Source organism: Thiomonas sp. OC7 (assembly GCF_900634595.1).
Taxonomy (GTDB): domain Bacteria; phylum Pseudomonadota; class Gammaproteobacteria; order Burkholderiales; family Burkholderiaceae_C; genus Thiomonas; species Thiomonas arsenitoxydans.
Window position 1 is genome coordinate 2,148,668 of record NZ_LR131953.1, and the last position, 16,884, is coordinate 2,165,551.

Annotated in this window: 14 protein-coding genes; 12 read left to right on the forward strand and 2 right to left on the reverse strand. The window is 63.6% G+C overall.

Going from position 1 to position 16,884, the window contains the following annotated elements:
• Window positions 1-19 precede the first annotated feature (19 nt).
• The gene (locus BIO17B3_RS10280) at window positions 20-1,384 is read right to left on the reverse strand and encodes an aspartate aminotransferase family protein (protein ID WP_156053971.1); all 1,365 of its coding nucleotides are present in this window, start codon (window positions 1,382-1,384) and stop codon (window positions 20-22) included.
• Between the two features lie 208 nt (window positions 1,385-1,592).
• On the opposite strand from BIO17B3_RS10280, the gene speB reads away from it, so the two are divergent.
• From speB to BIO17B3_RS10315, 7 genes are all read left to right on the forward strand, one after another.
• Window positions 1,593-2,546 carry an agmatinase gene (gene speB, locus BIO17B3_RS10285; protein WP_156053972.1) on the forward strand — a complete coding sequence of 318 codons (954 nt, stop codon included), beginning with the start codon at window positions 1,593-1,595 and terminating at the stop codon, window positions 2,544-2,546.
• A gap of 18 nt (window positions 2,547-2,564) precedes the next feature.
• Window positions 2,565-3,878, forward strand: coding sequence for an FAD-binding oxidoreductase (locus tag BIO17B3_RS10290; RefSeq protein ID WP_156053973.1), 1,314 nt, complete (start codon window positions 2,565-2,567; stop codon window positions 3,876-3,878).
• A 262-nt stretch (window positions 3,879-4,140) separates the two neighbouring features.
• On the forward strand, window positions 4,141-5,403 hold the full coding sequence (locus tag BIO17B3_RS10295) for an ABC transporter substrate-binding protein (RefSeq protein WP_156053974.1): 1,263 nt from the start codon (window positions 4,141-4,143) through the stop codon (window positions 5,401-5,403).
• A gap of 78 nt (window positions 5,404-5,481) precedes the next feature.
• Window positions 5,482-6,351, forward strand: coding sequence for a branched-chain amino acid ABC transporter permease (locus tag BIO17B3_RS10300; protein WP_013121971.1), 870 nt, complete (start codon window positions 5,482-5,484; stop codon window positions 6,349-6,351).
• Window positions 6,348-7,343: a branched-chain amino acid ABC transporter permease gene (locus BIO17B3_RS10305; RefSeq protein ID WP_156053975.1), complete on the forward strand. Its 996-nt coding sequence runs from the start codon at window positions 6,348-6,350 to the stop codon at window positions 7,341-7,343. The genes BIO17B3_RS10300 and BIO17B3_RS10305 overlap by 4 nt, the downstream gene beginning before the upstream one ends.
• On the forward strand, window positions 7,340-8,089 hold the full coding sequence (locus BIO17B3_RS10310) for an ABC transporter ATP-binding protein (protein WP_156053976.1): 750 nt from the start codon (window positions 7,340-7,342) through the stop codon (window positions 8,087-8,089). The genes BIO17B3_RS10305 and BIO17B3_RS10310 overlap by 4 nt, the downstream gene beginning before the upstream one ends.
• A gap of 42 nt (window positions 8,090-8,131) precedes the next feature.
• A complete protein-coding gene (locus BIO17B3_RS10315) occupies window positions 8,132-8,842 on the forward strand; it encodes an ABC transporter ATP-binding protein (RefSeq protein WP_156053977.1) in 711 nt (236 codons plus the stop codon).
• 59 nt (window positions 8,843-8,901) lie between these two features.
• Here BIO17B3_RS10315 and BIO17B3_RS10320 read toward each other — a convergent pair whose 3' ends face one another.
• A complete protein-coding gene (locus BIO17B3_RS10320; protein WP_156053978.1) occupies window positions 8,902-10,422 on the reverse strand; it encodes a PLP-dependent aminotransferase family protein in 1,521 nt (506 codons plus the stop codon).
• Window positions 10,423-10,720: 298 nt separating this feature from the next.
• Here BIO17B3_RS10320 and BIO17B3_RS10325 point away from each other — a divergent pair, with 298 nt between their 5' ends.
• The 5 genes from BIO17B3_RS10325 (at window position 10,721) to BIO17B3_RS10345 (ending at window position 16,873) form a co-directional block, all read left to right on the forward strand.
• Window positions 10,721-11,521, forward strand: coding sequence for a gamma-glutamyl-gamma-aminobutyrate hydrolase family protein (locus BIO17B3_RS10325; RefSeq protein WP_232054257.1), 801 nt, complete (start codon window positions 10,721-10,723; stop codon window positions 11,519-11,521).
• Window positions 11,522-11,602: 81 nt separating this feature from the next.
• The gene (locus BIO17B3_RS10330; protein WP_156053980.1) at window positions 11,603-12,982 is read left to right on the forward strand and encodes a glutamine synthetase family protein; all 1,380 of its coding nucleotides are present in this window, start codon (window positions 11,603-11,605) and stop codon (window positions 12,980-12,982) included.
• Window positions 12,983-13,029: 47 nt separating this feature from the next.
• Window positions 13,030-14,430 (forward strand): aspartate aminotransferase family protein, encoded by a 1,401-nt coding sequence (locus BIO17B3_RS10335; protein ID WP_156053981.1) that lies wholly within the window; start codon window positions 13,030-13,032, stop codon window positions 14,428-14,430.
• A gap of 112 nt (window positions 14,431-14,542) precedes the next feature.
• Entirely contained in the window at window positions 14,543-15,676 is a 1,134-nt protein-coding gene (locus BIO17B3_RS10340; protein WP_156053982.1) for an extracellular solute-binding protein, read from the forward strand.
• A 96-nt stretch (window positions 15,677-15,772) separates the two neighbouring features.
• Entirely contained in the window at window positions 15,773-16,873 is a 1,101-nt protein-coding gene (locus BIO17B3_RS10345; protein WP_156053983.1) for an ABC transporter ATP-binding protein, read from the forward strand.
• Window positions 16,874-16,884 lie beyond the last annotated feature (11 nt).

Here is a 16,884-nt window from a genome sequence, read left to right on the forward strand (position 1 = left end):
AAGCGGAGATTCGCCGAAGTCAGGCATTTTTCAGGGCTCTGAGCGCGTCGTCAAAGGCGCTGATCAGCGCATGCGCGTCGCTTTCGGTGTGCGCCGGGCTGGCCAGCAGCATGTTGTGGAAGGGGGTTAGCAGCACGCCGCGGTTGAGCAGCGCGAGCTGCAGCGCGGGCTCCAGCGCGTCGTCGAAGGCGGCGCGGGCCTCGCTGCCGTTGCGCGGGCGCTGAGGGGCGAACTGCACTTCGCAGCGCGCGCCGATGCGCGTCACCGTCCAGCGCAAACCGTGGTTCGCGATCACGCGTTCCAGCCCGTCGGCCACACGGTTGGCAATGGTGAACATCTGGGCGTAGGCGGCCTCGGTCATCACCTCGGCCAGCATGGTGCGCATCAGTCGCAGGGTGAGCAGCCCCGCTGACAGGGTGGTGCCGATGCCGGAATGGCCCGGCGGCGATGCGGTCTTGACGGCTTGCATGCGCGCGCCGACTTGCGTTGTGAAGCCATAGGCCGCGCCGGGCGTACCCCCGGCGATGGGCTTGCCCAGGACGAGCACGTCGGGCTGCAGATCGTTCGCCCGGCAGTAGCCGCCGGGGCCGCAGGAGATGGTGTGCGTCTCGTCCATCACCAGCAATGCGTCGTGCTCGCGGGTGAGCGCGCGCACGGCTTCGAGAAAACCGGGCTCGGGCAAGACCATGCCGATATTGGTGAGCACCGGCTCGGTGAGCACGCAGGCGACGTCGCCTGCGGCCAGCGCGGCCCGCAGGCCGTCGAGGTCGTTGAACTCGACCACGCGGGTGTAGGTGGTGAGGTCGTGGACCTGACCCAGCAGGCTGGGACGGGTGTGGGCGGCCCCCTGCGCGTCGAGATCGACGAACACATCATCGACTGTGCCGTGATAGCAGCCGTTGAACACCACGATGTGCTTGCGCCCGGTGAGTGCGCGCGCCCAGCGCAGCACGAAGCGGTTGGCATCGCTGGCCGTGGCGGTGAACTGCCACATCGGCAGGCCGAAGCGCTGCTCCAGCAGGTCAGCGACTTCAAGCGCTACCGTGGACGGCAACATGGTGGTGGCGCCATCCGCGCCGTATTCCGCCAGGGTGCGGGCGATGGCTGCGGGGCTGTGGCCGAACATGGCGCCGGTATCGCCAAGACAAAAGTCGATGATGGCGTGGCCGTCCACGTCGAACAATCGGGCGCCCTGCGCCTTGTCCACATAGAGCGGCACGGGCGCAGGCGCATCGGCCATCCAGTGCAGGGGCACGCCGAACAGAAAGTGGCGCTGCGCCTGCTGGTGCAGCCCGACGCAGCGCGGATGCGCGGCCAGGAAGCGGGCGGCCTCGATCGCGTGAAAGCGGGCAACGCGGTCGGCGGGAAGGCTTGTGGGGCTCATGACGGTGGGCGTCGGAAGACGCTGTGGAAAACGGCCGACGCGCAGTATCGCCAAGCCCGCGGGGGCATGGCAAGCCCCGAAATGGCCCCGCGCGCGGTGGGCAAAGTGGTTCTATCGTTCATGAAAAATTGTCGATATGGTTCAGACCGCTTGCAGGGCTTCATTGGCGTGGACTGAACTTCGCAGTCCGTTCACTTATTCGAAAAATATGGTTCAACACGCTTTTGCCTATCTGTCGCAGCAACGGTTTCTCGGCGCAGCAGCCAGCGCCGAGAATGCGCCGACGTCCCGCTTCGGCGTGGCCGGCGTGGCCTGGGACGGGGCGGTGACCAACCGCCCCGGTGCCCGATTCGGGCCGAACGCCATCCGCCAGGCCAGCCAGATGCTGTGCGATGCGACGCACCCGTTTTTCGATCTTTCGCCTACCGCAGACCTGTTCGATCACGGCGATCTGTATCTGCCCAACACCAGCCTGGAGACCCTGCGCGCCGCGCTCGAAGCCCAGGCGCGAACACTCTTGGCGCGTCAGCACATGGTGTGGCTGGGTGGCGATCATTCCATCACCTTGTCTTTGCTACGGGCTTTGCGCGCGGTGCATGGCCAGCCGCTGGCGGTGCTGCATTTCGATGCGCATTGCGACACCTGGACCGACCACTTCGGTGAGCCATCGGGGCACGGCACCTGGGTGTTTGAGGCGGTGCAGGAAGGGCTGGTGGTGCCGCAGGGTTTTGTGCAGGTGGGCATCCGCTCAGCCGCCGAGCGCGAGGCGCGTGAATACGTCAACGCCATCGGCGGCCGGGTGATCACAGCGCGCGAACTGCGCGGCCTGGAGAGCCCGTCGCAGCTTGCACCGATCACCGCCGATATTCGCGCCCGGCTGGCCGCGAGCAACGCCCCGGTGTATGTCACGCTCGACATCGACTGTCTCGACCCCGCCTTCGCCCCCGGCACCGGCACGCCCGAGCCCGGCGGCTTGAGCAGCGCGCAGGTGCTGTCGCTACTCGAAGAGTTGTGCGCCATGCAGCTGCCTTTTGTCGGCATGGACTGCGTGGAAGTGTCGCCGCCCTACGACCACGCCGAACTCACCTCCAATATCGCCGCGCTGTGCGTCTGGACTTATCTGTGCGCGCGACTCGCTTCAGAAAAAACTGTCACCCCCTGACCCGGAAGGATCCCGCGCATGATGCGGCTGGAACAACAGGCGCAGAGCCTGATCGAGAACTCGTATTACGTCGATTCGGCGCACGCCGCGCCGCGCCATGCGCCCCTGCAGGGCGAGGTGCAGGCGGATGTGTGCATCGTCGGCGGCGGTCTGGCGGGGCTTTCGGCCGCGCTGGAACTGCGCAAGCGCGGCATGCAGGTGGTGTTGCTCGAAGGGCGACACATCGGCTGGGGCGCTTCGGGCCGTAACGGCGGCCAGGCGCTGGCGGGCTATGCCAGCGAGATGGAGCCGTTCGAGCGCCAGCTCGGCGCCAAGAGCGCGCACTTCGCCTGGGAAATGTCGCTCGACGCCATTCGCCTGATGCGCAGTCGCATTGATGAATACGCCATCGACTGCGACTGGACGCCCGGCGCGATGAGCGTGGCGGTCACGCCCAAGAAAGCCCGCGCGCTGCACGCCTGGGCCGAGCACATGCGGCGCGAATACGGCTACACCCATCTGCAGAGCTTCGATGCGCAGCAGACCCGCAGCCTCATCGCCAGCAAACGCTATTGCGCCGCGGTGCTGGACGATTTCGGCGGCCACCTGCACCCGCTCAACTACACCTTGGGACTCGGCCGCGCCGCTCTCAACGCCGGGGCGGTGCTGCACGAGCAATCACCGGTGCTGAGCGTCAAACCCGCCGCGCAGGCAGGGGGCGGCAAAGCCCTGGTGCAGACCGCCCGGGGCAGCGTGCGCGCGCGCCATGTGCTGCTCGCCGGCAATGTGCAGCTCGGCGATGTGGCGCCCAAGCTGGCCCGGCGCATCATGCCTGTGGGTACTTACATCATCGCCACCGAAGCGCTCGGGGCGCAGCGCGCGAAGTCTCTGGTGCGCAACCGCGCCTGCGTGTGCGACACCCAGTTCGTCCTCGATTACTACCGCCTCACTGGCGACGACCGTCTGCTGTTCGGTGGCCGGGTGAGCTATTCCACCGCCACCCCGCGTGATCTGGTCGCCACCATGCGCCGAAGCATGCTGGCGGTGTACCCGCAGCTTAGCGACGTGAAGATCACCCATGCCTGGGGCGGCTTTGTCGACATCACCATGAACCGCGCGCCCGACTTTGGTCGCATCGCCCCGGATGTGCTGTATCTGCAGGGCTTCTCGGGTCACGGTCTGGCGCTGACCGGCATGGCGGGGCTGCTCGCCGCCGAGGCCATCGCCGGACAGGCCGAGCGCTTCGACCTATTCACCCGCCTGCGCCACAAACCCTTCCCCGGCGGCGACCTGCTGCGCACCCCCGCGCTGGTGCTCGGCATGCTGTGGTACCGGCTGCGCGATCTGGTTTGAAGAAGGCTTAACCGCTCTGCGGCGTTGGAGTGTGATTCCCCAAACTCAAGGCAAAACACCTTCGCCCCGCTGGCGATTTCTGCGGGTACACCCTCGTTGTTTGGCGAAGTTTTTCACCGCGCTATAACGTTCGCTCACACGGGTTACATGAGGTTTCAATTCATCCCGGTTCCTCCTCTATCTCTTTTCCGGTCGCCTCCCTATAGTCGTCTCGGTTCACAAAAAACGTCATTTCAGTTCGTTGACACAACAGGAGACAGGCATGAACAAGGAAGATTCGAAAGAGCAGGTTCAGATGGATCGTCGCACGCTGATCAAGGCGGGCGGCGCGGCAGGTTTGGCCGCTTTGCTGGGCACGCAGGTGCCGAGCTGGGGTGCTAGCGAGACGCCAGTGAAGATCGGCATGATCGACCCGATCACCAGCACATTTGCAGCGCTCGGGCAGAGCGAAATCAAGGGTGCCAAATTCGCTGAAGCGGAGATCAACAAGGCGGGCGGCGTAATGGGACGTCCTCTGCAGATCTTCGTGGAAGACAGCGCAGGCAATCCCGGCACTGCGGTCGACAAGGCCTCACGTCTGCTGAGCCAGAACAAGGTTGATTTCCTCATGGGCACGGTCAACTCGGCGGCCTCGCTCGCCGTGTCGCAGTTTGCCAACCGCCACGACAAGCTCTTCGTCTGTACCGGCGGCCACGTCGACAGCCTGACCGGCAAGGAGTGCAAGACCACGACCTTCCGCACCTGCTCGACCACCTGGATGCTGACGGCCGGCGACTTCGAGACGCTCTACAAGAAATTCGGCAAGAAGTGGTACTTCCTGACCACTGACTACGCCTTTGGCCAGTCTGAGCAGGCCGACTACACCACACAGCTCAAGAAGGCGGGAGGCTCCGTGGTGGGCGGTGCGCTGGTGCCCGTGGGGGCGACCGATTTTTCGTCCTATCTGATCGACGTGAAAGCCAAGTCGCCCGACGTGCTGTGCCTGCTGTTGGCCGGTAACGATCAGGTCAACTGCATGAAGCAGATCGCGCAATTCGGCATCAACAAAGACATCGTCGTGGGCGGTGCTTTGTTCGAGCTGGAGCAGGCGCAGGCATTGCCCGAGGCGGCCCGCTACGGCTGGTGGACCATGGAGTGGTACTGGAACCAGCCGAACACCCCGCATGTGGCGGACTTCGTCAAGCGTTACACCGCAGCCAACAAAGGTGAATATCCGACGGCGCGCGCATGGTTTGGTTTTGCCACCACGCATGCCATCCGCCTCGCGGTCGAAAAAGCCAAGTCGCTGGAGACCGCCAAGGTGGTCAAGGCAATGGAGGGCTTGGTGCTGCCGCCGGAGATCGCGCTGCAGCCCGGCAATGTGTTCTACCGTCCGCAGGATCACCAACTGATGCTGGGCATGTTCCCGGGGCACGTGATTCAGACGGGCAAGTATCCGAACCTGTTCGACGTTTCGGGCATCGTGCCGGGCGAGAAGATCGCGCTGCCGCCTTCAGAAACCGGCTGCGTGCTTCCGCGCGCCTGAAGCGCCACTGCGCGTGCCTGCGGACCCGCCGCTGCGCGGGTCCGCAGCCTGTCCATCTGCTGCTGCGGAGGCATTGCCTTGAATCTCGTCCTTATTTTCAACACGTTCAACGGTCTGATCACCGGCGCGTTCTATGCGCTGCTGGCGCTCGGTCTGGCGCTCATACTCGGGCTGAACAACACCATCAATTTCGCCCAGGGCGCCTTCATGGCGCTGGCGGCCTACTTTGCGTACACGCTGGAGCCGAGCCTGGGGTTCTGGGGAGCGCTGGCGGTTGCGCCACTGCTCGCCGGGGTGCTGGGTCTGGTGGTCGAGGTGTTTCTCATTCGCCGCCTGTACAAACGCGATCCGCTGTATTCGCTGTTGCTGACCTTCGGTCTGGCGCTGATCATGCAGGACGTGATCCGCACCGTCTGGGGCGCCAACGGGGTGCCGCTGTCCATACCGGAATCGCTGGGACATCCCCTCAGCCAGACCTACTTCTTTCTCACCGGCTACCGCCTCTTTGTTGTCGCTGTTGCTCTGGTGGGTACTGCCGTGCTGTTCGCCGTGCTGCGCTACACCCGACTAGGCATCCGCATCCGCGCCGGCAATGCCGATCTCGAAACCGTATCGGCGCTTGGCGTGAACATTTACCTGCTGCGCACCGCGAACTTTGTCATCGGCATCGTGTTTGCAGGCGTGGCCGGCATTCTGGCGGCGGGCCAACTCGGGCTGGAGCCGACGATGGGAGACGGCCTGCTCATGCCGGCCTTTGTCGCCATCGTGGTCGGGGGCGTGGGTTCTCTGCTGGGTTCTCTGCTGGGCGGTCTGCTCATCGGGGTGGCCTCGGGCATCACCACGGCCTACTTTCCCGCGGCGAGTGAGGCGGTGATTTACCTCATCATGGGGCTGATGCTGGTGGTGCGACCGCGCGGACTCATGGGACAGGAGGGATTGTTCGAATGAGTACGCCCGCCTATACCGCTCCACCTCCCCGATCTGCCATGCAAACCTCCAACCTCAAACAGCATCTCGGCACCGGCATTCTGGCGCTGGTGCTGCTCACCGCCCCGGCCTGGCTGCACTATGTCGGCGGCTACAACGACATCGCCTCGCGCGTGCTGATCTACGGCCTGGCCGCCATGGGGCTGAATCTGCTGCTCGGGCATACCGGCGGCCTGTCGTTCGGGCATGCCGCCTATTTCGGGCTGGGCAGCTACGGCGTCGGCTTGATGCTCAAGTACATGACGCACAACGTGCTGTTGGCGCTGCTCGGGGGCACTTTGCTGGGGGGCGTTGTGGCCGCCGTGCTCGCGCCCATCGCCGTGCGTCGTCGCGGCATCTACTTCGCCATGATCACCATTGCGATCGGACAGATGTTTTATTTCATCGCCATTCGCTGGCAGGCCGTGACCGGGGGCTATGACGGGCTGACCGGCTTTTCCCGGCACACCCTGCATCTGTTTGGGTTCGACTGGACCATGGGCTCTCTGGGCTTTTATTACCTCGTCGTGGCCTGCTTCGCGCTGGGTGCCCTGGTGCTGTGGATCGTGCTGAACTCTCCGCTGGGGCACACCTTTGTGGCCATCCGCGAAAACCAGAAGCGGCTGACCTTTCTCGGCCTGCCGGTGCAGCGCTATGCGGCGATTTCCTTCGCTCTGTCTGGCCTGATCGTGGCGCTGGCCGGCGGTCTCAACGCCCTGCTCGACAACTTCACCTCGCCCAACACTTTGAACTACACCTTTTCAGGCGACTTGGTGGTGATTGCGGTGCTGGGTGGTATGCGCAACTTCTGGGGGCCACTGGTCGGGGCGGCCATCTTCGTGCTGGTGCGGGATTACGCCAGCTCGGTGACTGACAACTGGATGTCCGTCATCGGCCTGATCTTTGTGCTGTCGGTGCTGTTTTTCCCGCTGGGTGTGATGGGGTTTTTGCAGCGCAAGGGGAAGGCATCATGAGCTTGCTGCAGTTGCACAACGTCTCGCGCCGCTTTGGCGCACTCAAGGCGCTGACTGACATTTCCATCGACGTGCAGCCCGGAGAGTTGCGCGCGGTCATTGGCCCCAACGGCGCGGGCAAGACCACGCTGTTCAATCTGATCAGCGGCTTCTTCCCGCCCAGTGACGGGCAGATCTTGTTTGACGGTAAGCCCATCCAGACCGTCAACCCGGCAGAACTGGTCAAGCGGGGCATCATCCGCACGTTTCAGATCACCGAGATCTTCCGCTCGCTCACGGTGTATGAAAACCTGCGCATTGCCGTTGAGGTGGCGCAGGGCGTGAACTTGCGTCCCTGGATGGGGCGCGCCCTGCGTAAACGCATCGACGATCAGGTGGATGAGTTGATGCATCTGGTGAAGATCAGCGGCAAAGCGGACCGGGTGACGGGCGAGATGTCGCACGGCGACCAAAGGGTGGTCGAGGTGGGCATTGCGTTGGCCCGCCGTCCCAAGCTGCTCCTGCTCGACGAGCCCACCGCCGGGATGGGAGATGAAGAGACGCACCATATGACCGCGCTGATCCGTGATCTGAACAAGAACCAGGGCATCGCCACGCTGTTCGTGGAGCATGACATGGAAATCGTGTTCGGCATCGCCGATCGCATCACCGTGCTCGACAACGGCACGCTGCTCGCCGAGGGCACGGCCGATGAAATTGCCAACAACGCAAGGGTGCAGGCGGCTTATCTGGGTCAAGCGGCCTGACCGCCCTGACCCAAGCCGACATCCCCACAGGACTTTCCGCTTATGACCGCCGTTCTCGAACTCGACAACATTCATACCTACTACGACAAAAGCCATATTCTCAAAGGCGTGTCGATGACCGTGGGCGAAGGCGAACTCGTCGCGCTGCTGGGCCGCAATGGCGCTGGCAAGACCACGACGATGCGCTCGGTCATGGGGCTGACGCCGCCGCGCCAGGGCAAGATCAAATTCTTCGGCAAGGACATGACTGGCGCCTCGCCGCACCGCATTGCGGGCCTGGGCGTGGGTTATGTGCCCGAGGGCCGCAAGATCTTCGGGCACCTCACGGTGCACGAAAACCTGCTGGTGGTGCACGAAACGCCGGGACGCTGGAATATCGATGGCGTGTACCAACTCTTTCCACGTCTGCATGAACGTCGCACCAGCAAAGGCGGGCGCCTTTCAGGCGGCGAGCAGGAGATGCTGTCCATTGCGCGCGCGCTGCTGCTCAACCCCAAGCTACTCATTCTTGACGAGCCTTCGCAGGGTTTGGCGCCTGTGATCGTGCAGGAGGTGATGCGCACGGTGGGACGCATGAAGGAAGAAGGGATTTCCGTGCTGCTGGTCGAGCAGAACGCCTTTCTCGCGTTGCAACTGGCTGACCGCGCCTACGTGCTGTCTGAAGGCGAGATGGTCTTTTCGGGTGATGCGGCCGCCTTGCGCGACGACAAGACCCGGATGGAACAATTGGCGGGCGTGGCCCACGCCGCTTGATTGCGGCTCAGGGCCTTCTCACGCTATTTTCGCGGGTGCACCAATAGCGTGAACAGGCCCTAGTCGGGAAGCTGGCTGCGGATGAGCATGCACAGCTTCTGCGCCCAGGGCGGTACGCGCTCGGTGGGGACGTAGGCATAGCCGAGGATCAGCCCGCGTCGCTGCGGTGCGCCGAGGTAATAGCGCGATAACGGCCGCACCGTCATGCCCTGGGCATCGGCGGCGCGGGCGATGGCTTCGTCGTCCACCTCGGGTGTGTTGAACAGCAAACAGAGGTGCAGGCCGGATTCCTGGCCGGAGATCTGCACCCGGTCGCCCAGACAGCGCTGAATGCGCCGCGCCAGTTCGTCGCGCCGCGCCTGGTAGGCCACGCGCAGGCGGCGGATCAGGGTGTTGAGATGGCCTTCGGTGATGAAGTCGGTCAGTGCGGCCTGCAGCATGAGCTGACCCGGGCGGTACAGGTCGTAGAGCCCGGTGTTGAAGGCGGGCAGCAGATCGGTCGGAACCACCAGATAGCCCAGCCGGATGCCGGGGTACATCACCTTGGAAAAGGTGCCTGAATAGAGCACCTGGGCATGATCGTCCAGCCCCTGCAGGCTGGCGAAGGGACGGCCGCCGAAGCGGAATTCACTGTCGTAATCGTCCTCAAAAATCCAGCAGCGTTGTTGCGCGGCAAACTGCAGCAGGGCGCGGCGGCGCTGCAGGCTCATCACATGGCCCAGCGGATATTGATGCGAGGGCGTGACGTAGATCAGCCGTGGCCTGCCCTGCTGCCAGTCGGCGGCTGACGGCGCCATGCCCTCCAAGTCCACCGCGATCGGCTTGAGCTTCAGCCCGGCGGCCTGCAACGCCCGGCGCGCGCCCCAGTAGCAGGGGTCTTCCACCCAGGCCTCGTCGCCGTGATCGGTGAGCAGGCGCGCGGCCAGATCGAGCGATTGCTGCGTGCCCGAGGTGATGAGCACCTGCTCGGGCGTCACCCGCACCGAGCGCGACAGGCTGAGGTACTGCGCAATGGCCACGCGCAGCGGCATATAGCCGCCTTCCTGGCCGTAATCGAGCAGGTCGCGGTCGAGGCTGCGCCAATACTTGGCCTGCAGCTTTTGCCAGAGCTGAATGGGGAATTCGGCAAACTCGATCTCGCCGGGCGCGAACGGCTGCACCTCAAAGTCTGCCGAGCCCGACTGCGCGGTGAGCAGATTGCCGCGCTGCGAGAGTTCGCGCGGCGAGCCGCTGTTCGCACTGGCGGCCTGCGCCAGCTTGCGTCCGCGTACTGCCGGGCTGAGCGGGCCGAGTTCCGGCAGGGTGTCGGAGACGAAGGTGCCGCTGCCCTGGCGCGCGGTGAGGTAGCCTTCCGCCGTGAGCTGGTTGATGGCCGACATGACCGTATTGCGCGAGAGATTCAGGTCGCGCGCCAGATCGCGGGTGGACGGCAGTTGCACCCCGGCGGTGATGCGACCCGCCAGAATGGCGCCGCGCAGCGAGAGATACAGGCGCCGGTTGAGCGGCGGGGCTGCCGCCGCGTCGCCTTCGGTGCGCTGAAGTTCGGTGAGCAGGAGTTCGGACAGGGCAAGGGGTCGCATGAGTTGGGCGCGGCAGGTAAAAACTGGCTCCATGATAAAAGCAGGGAGTGGCACTTCCGAGAGTACCAGTTGGCAGGTAAATTGAGCCTATAGAATCACGCTAAGTCATGGAAAACCCTAGTATTTTTTGTTTTTCAGGCCAATTCAGAATGGTGCCTTGCCTTATTGCGTCGCACCAAATCAGGGCGAAAATCGAGCGGCTGCCTCAGGCTCTGCCTCTTGTTGCAATGCACTAAAACAGGGAACATGCCTGTGTGCTTCCACCCTTGTTTCCTGGGCCTTTGATCCAGCTTTGATGATGTCCAACCTCACCTTCTTGCCTCGCGTTGCGGTCACCACCGATCTGAAGCTGATCGGCGGGCACCCGACATATGCGGTGACGCAAAAATATGTCGACCCGCTGCTGCCGCTGTCGGGCGTGTTGCCCTGGCTGCTGCCTTCGATGGGCGCGAACCTGCCGCTGGATGCGGTGCTGGGTGATGTGGACGGGCTGGTGTTCACCGGTTCGCCGTCGAATATCGAGCCGCACCACTATGGCCAGGCGCTGAGCAACCCTGAGTCGCCAGCCGACCCGGCGCGCGATGCCACCACCCTGCCCCTGATCCGCGCCGCCATTGCGCGCGGCATTCCGGTGCTCGGCATCTGCCGCGGCTTTCAGGAAATCAATGTCGCGCTCGGCGGCAGTCTGCTGCAGGAAGTGCACAACACCGAAGGCTTTGATGATCATCGTGAAGACGACGCGCTGGATGTCGCCGGGCAGTACGGCCCCGCGCACCGCGTGCAGGCTGTGTCCGGCGGCATGCTGCAGGCCATCGTTGGCGCCGACTCCTGGGAGGTCAACAGCCTGCACGGCCAAGGCATCCAGACCCTCGCCCCCGATCTGCTGGCGCAGGCGCATGCGCCCGACGGCCTGGTCGAGGCGTACACCTATCAACCCGCTCACCGCACCGACGCTGGCTTTCTGCTGGCGGTGCAGTGGCATCCCGAATGGCAGGCCGCGCAAAACCCCGTGTCGCGCGCGATCTATGCCGCTTTCGGCAACGCCTGTCGGCAGTTCGCCGCGCGCAAGCGCGACGACTCGCTGGCGCGCGCTGCCTGAGCAAACCGCGCCTGCACCTTTGGCGTTCAAAGTGCAGGCGATGGATGGAACCATCCTTGAAACGCAAACTGGAATCACATCATGAGTAGCGACAACCGCAAGCAGTGGACCTTCAACGATCTTGAAGGCTGGCTCAACGCCCAACGCATTACCGAAATCGAATGCCTCGTGCCCGACCTGACCGGGGTGGCGCGCGGCAAGATCCTGCCGCGCAGCAAGTTCACCGAAGACCGCGGCATGCGTCTGCCGGAAAGCATCATCGGCCTCACCGTCACCGGCAACTGGCCGGAAGACAGCCACATCGACACCCTCATCGCCGATACCGACCGCGACATGAATCTGGTGCCCGATCCGAGCACCGCGCGCGTCGTGCCCTGGGCCACCGACCCCACCGCACAGGTCATCCACGACTGCTATTTCAAGGATGGCGACCCGGTGGATTACGCCCCGCGCACCGTGCTGAAAAACATGCTCAAGCTTTACGCCGACAAGGGCTGGGCCCCGGTGGTGGCGCCCGAGCTGGAGTTTTATCTGGTGGCCAAGAACAACGATCCCGACCAGCCGCTGCGTCCGCCCATCGGCCGCTCGGGCCGCGCCGAAACCTCGCGCCAGCACTACAGCATCGACGCGGTCAACGAGTTCGATCCGCTGTTCGAAGACATCTACGACTACTGCGAGGCGATGGACCTCGACGTGGACACGCTGATTCACGAAGTCGGCGCCGGGCAGATGGAAATCAACTTCCTGCATGGCGATCCGCTCGATCTGGCCGACAAGGTGTTCTTCTTCAAGCGCACACTGCGCGAAGCGGCGCTGCGCCACAATATGTTCGCCACCTTCATGGCCAAACCCATGGCGGGCGAACCCGGCAGCGCCATGCATGTGCACCAGAGCATCGTCGATCGCAAGACCGGGCAGAACATATTCAGTAACGGCGACGGCAGCGCGTCCGAGCTGTTCCTGCACTACATCGGCGGCCTGCAGAAATACATTCCGCACGTCATGGCGCTGTTTGCGCCCTACGTCAATTCCTACCGCCGCCTGGTGAGCAATACGGCCGCGCCGACCAATGTGGAATGGGGTGCGGACAACCGCACCGTGGGCATCCGCGTGCCGTTCTCCAATGCGGAAAACCGCCGCATGGAAAACCGTGTGATCGGCGCCGACGCCAATCCCTATGTCGCGCTGGCCGCCAGCCTGGCCTGCGGCTATCTGGGTATGGTCAACAAGATCAGTCCGCTGCCCGAAATGAAGACCAACGCCTACGCGGCGCCCAACGCCATTCCGCTGCCGCAAAGCCTGTCTGAATCGGTGCGTGCGCTCGACGATGTGCCCGAACTCGAAGCCATTCTGGGCAAGCGCTTCTGCGGCATCTACAAGGCGGTGAAGATGAGCGAGTACGCCGAGTTCATGAAGGTCATCAGCCCCTGGGAGCGCGAGCACCTGCTGTTGCACGTTTGACCGGTGCAGTGCCCTTAAGAAAACATCGTCCTGAAACGGAGACTCCCATGAAACCCAATGATCTGCCCCAGTTCGACACCGCCGCGCTGCGCGCCAAGGACGCCGCGCACCACCTGCATCCCTTCACCGACACCAAGAGCCTGAACGCCGCGGGCAGTCGCGTCATCGTGCGCGGCGAGGGCGTGCGCATCTGGGACTCGGAGGGCAACGAAATCATCGACGGTATGTCCGGCCTGTGGTGCGTCAACCTTGGCTACGGGCGTCAGGATCTGGTGGACGCCGCCACCCACCAAATGCAGACCCTGCCGTTCTACAACGCCTTTTTCAAGACCACCACGGCCCCGGCAACCGAGCTTGCGGCGCTGCTGCCGCAGGTGGCGCCGCCCGGTTTCAACCATGTGTTCTTCACCAACTCGGGCTCCGAAGGCAACGACACCATCATCCGCCTCGTGCGCCGTTACTGGGATCTGATGGGCCAGCCGCAGCGCAAGACGATCATCAGCCGCCACAACGCCTATCACGGCAGCACGCTGGGCGGCGCCTCGCTGGGCGGCATGAGCGGCATGCACGAACAGGGCGACCTGCCGCTGCCGGGCATCACCCACATCGACCAGCCCTACCAGCTGCAGCACGGCCAGCCGGGCGAGAGTGCGCTCGACTTCGGTCTGCGCGCTGCAAGCTGGCTGGAGGCCAAGATTCTCGAACTCGGCGCCGACAAGGTGGCCGCCTTCATCGGCGAGCCGGTGCAGGGCGCGGGCGGGGTCATCATTCCCCCGGCCAGCTACTGGCCCGAGATTCAGCGCATCTGCGATAAGTACGGCCTGTTGCTGATCTCCGATGAAGTCATCTGCGGCTTCGGTCGCCTGGGGCACTGGTTCGGCTGCCAACACCCGCACATCAACTCCAAACCCGACCTCATCACCTTCGCCAAGGGCGTGACTTCGGGCTACCTGCCGCTGGGCGGGGTGCTGGTGGGCGACCGTGTGGCCAAGGTGCTGATCGAGCAGGGCGGCGATTTCAACCACGGTTTCACCTACTCCGGCCATCCGACCTGCTGCGCCGTCGCCATCGCCAACGTCAGCGCGCTGCGCAACGAGGGCGTGGTCGAGCGCGTGGCCACAGACACCGCGCCTTACCTGAAGGCGCAATTCGCCACCCTGGCCGATCATCCCCTGGTGGGCGATGTCGATTCGCTCGGCATGGTGGCTGGACTGGTGCTCTACAAGGACAAGGCCAGCCGTACATTGTTCGACGCCGATCTGGGCGTGGGCTACCTCTGCCGCGACCACTGCTTCAAGAACGGCGTGGTGATGCGCGCCGTGGAAGAACGCATGATCATCGCCCCGCCGCTGGTGATGACGCATGTCGAAATCGACGAGATGATCCGGCGCATTCGCCGTAGCCTGGACGACACGCTGGCTGGTCTGCGTGCGCAGGGCTTGGTATAAATCGCCATTTCCGTTTCGGTCGGTCACGGCATACTGGTACGGGAATTGCAAAGCCTCACCCTGCTGCACCTGTTGTTTTCAATTGGCTTCACACACACTTGAGAGGTTTTTCATGTCACAAAAACTGCATACGAAGTCAGTCCGTCGCAAGCTGCTGGCGGCATGCCTGGCGGGCGCCGCGGCGCTAACCCTCGGCGCTGCCGCCCCGGCGCAAGCCGCCGGCGTGCTCAATATCTACAACTGGTCCGACTACATCGCCCCGACCACGGTGCCGGGTTTCGAGAAGGACACCGGCATCAAGGTGCGCTACGACACCTTCGACTCCAACGAAACCCTGTTCGCCAAAATGGTGGCGGGCGATACCGGCTATGACATCGTGGTGCCGTCGTCGAACTGGGCGGCCATCGACATCAAGGGCGGCCTGCTGCATCCGCTCGACAAAGCCAAGATCCCCAACTACAAAAACCTCGATCCGGGCCTGATGAAGCAGCTCGCTGCGGTTGATCCGGGCAACAAATACCTCATTCCCTGGATGTGGGGCTACACCACGGTAGGCATCAACGTCAACCAGGTGAAAAAGGTGCTGGGCAACACCCCCATGCCGGCCAATCCCTGGTCCTTGATTTTTGATCCGACCTACGCTGACAAGATCAAGTCCTGCGGCATCTCCATGCTCGACTCGGGCGGCGACATCATGGAGGCTGCGTTCAACTATCTCGGCATTCCGCAAGACACCCAGAGCCCGGCCGACTTCGAGAAGGCCTACGCCATGGTGCAGAAGGTGCGCAAGGACGTGAGCATCTTCTCTTCCTCGGGCTACATCAACGACCTGGCTGGCGGCTCCATCTGCATGTCGCTGGGTTGGTCGGGTGACATGGGCATTGCCGCGGCGCGCGCCAAGGCGGCAAAAAACAAGCAGGACATCGAAGTGTTCCCGCCCACGCATGGCGCCGTGATCTTCATCGACACCATGGCCATTCCCGCCGATGCCAAGAACCTCGACAACGCCTACAAGTGGATGAACTACGTGCTCGAGCCCAAGGTGGCCGCGGCCGACACCAACACGGTGACCTACGCCAACCCGGTGCCGTCGTCGCTGCCCTATGTCGATGCCAAGATCAAGGACAACGACTTCGTGTTCCTCAAGCCCGATATGGTGGCCAAGCTGATTCCGCCCAAGGTCTACACCCCGGAGCAGCGTCGTCTCGTGACCCGTCTATACACCAAGTTCAAGACCGGCCTGTGATCTGACCCCTGTTGCCGCGCTCTCCGTTTTTTGTCGGAAGGGGCGCGGCAACACCCCATACCTCAACCTTGTTGGACCGATGATGGAGTTCGCGTTGTGACGCCCCCTTCCACGAGTGCAAAACCCTTCCTGCGCATCGACGGCATCACCCGTCGCTTCGATGAGGTCGTCGCGGTCAATGACATTCATCTCGACATCCAGCAGGGCGAAATTTTTGCCCTGCTCGGATCGAGTGGCTGCGGCAAGTCCACCTTGCTGCGCATGCTCGGGGGCTTCGAGACGCCGACCTCCGGCCACATCTATCTGGAGGGCGAGGACATCACCGATCTGCCGCCCTATGAGCGGCCGATCAACATGATGTTCCAGTCTTACGCGCTGTTTCCGCACTTGACCGTGTTCGACAACATCGCCTTCGGTCTGAAACGCGACGGCATGCCCAAGGCGGACATCGCTACCCGCGTGGAGCAGATGCTCGACCTGGTGCAGCTCAAGCCCTACGGCAAGCGCAAGCCGCACCAGCTCTCCGGCGGCCAGCAACAGCGCGTGGCTTTGGCGCGCAGTCTGGCCAAACGCCCCAAGCTGCTTTTGCTCGACGAGCCGCTGGCCGCACTCGACAAAAAGTTGCGCGAGCGTACCCAGCTCGAACTCGTCAACATTCTGCGCAAGGTCGGCGTGACCTGCGTGATGGTCACCCACGACCAGGAAGAGGCCATGACCATGGCCGACCGCATCGCGGTGATGAAGGATGGCGAGTTTCTTCAACTCGGCACCCCCATCGAGATTTACGAACACCCGCAAACCCGCTTCATCGCCGATTTCATCGGCAACGTCAATATGTTCGACGGCAGGCTGGTGACCGACGAGCCCGACCATTGCGAAGTGCAGACCGATGATGCGTTGTTCTACATCGGCCACGGCATCAGCGGCACGCTCAACATGGAGCTGGGCATCGCCTTGCGTCCGGAAAAAATGACTCTGACCGAGGGGCACCAGAGTCACCCGAACAACGCCTTTCAGGGCACGGTGTCCGGGCGCTCGTACATGGGTAGTTACACCGCCTACGAGCTGCTGCTGCCGAGCAAGCGGCGCGTTCGCGTCACCGTGTCCAACGCCGATCGCCATGCCGATCCGTTTGATGTGGGGGCCGCGGTTACCGCGCATTGGGCGGATAACGCGCCTGTGGTCATCGTGGACTGAGGCACAGCGCC

Coding starts and splice junctions, on each gene's coding strand:
- BIO17B3_RS10280 (WP_156053971.1), bottom strand. CDS start 1,384: ATGAGCCCCACAAGCCTTCCCGCCGACCGCGTTGCCCGCTTTCACGCG.
- speB (WP_156053972.1), top strand. CDS start 1,593: ATGGTTCAACACGCTTTTGCCTATCTGTCGCAGCAACGGTTTCTCGGC.
- BIO17B3_RS10290 (WP_156053973.1), top strand. CDS start 2,565: ATGATGCGGCTGGAACAACAGGCGCAGAGCCTGATCGAGAACTCGTAT.
- BIO17B3_RS10295 (WP_156053974.1), top strand. CDS start 4,141: ATGAACAAGGAAGATTCGAAAGAGCAGGTTCAGATGGATCGTCGCACG.
- BIO17B3_RS10305 (WP_156053975.1), top strand. CDS start 6,348: ATGAGTACGCCCGCCTATACCGCTCCACCTCCCCGATCTGCCATGCAA.
- BIO17B3_RS10310 (WP_156053976.1), top strand. CDS start 7,340: ATGAGCTTGCTGCAGTTGCACAACGTCTCGCGCCGCTTTGGCGCACTC.
- BIO17B3_RS10315 (WP_156053977.1), top strand. CDS start 8,132: ATGACCGCCGTTCTCGAACTCGACAACATTCATACCTACTACGACAAA.
- BIO17B3_RS10320 (WP_156053978.1), bottom strand. CDS start 10,422: ATGCGACCCCTTGCCCTGTCCGAACTCCTGCTCACCGAACTTCAGCGC.
- BIO17B3_RS10325 (WP_232054257.1), top strand. CDS start 10,721: ATGTCCAACCTCACCTTCTTGCCTCGCGTTGCGGTCACCACCGATCTG.
- BIO17B3_RS10330 (WP_156053980.1), top strand. CDS start 11,603: ATGAGTAGCGACAACCGCAAGCAGTGGACCTTCAACGATCTTGAAGGC.
- BIO17B3_RS10335 (WP_156053981.1), top strand. CDS start 13,030: ATGAAACCCAATGATCTGCCCCAGTTCGACACCGCCGCGCTGCGCGCC.
- BIO17B3_RS10340 (WP_156053982.1), top strand. CDS start 14,543: ATGTCACAAAAACTGCATACGAAGTCAGTCCGTCGCAAGCTGCTGGCG.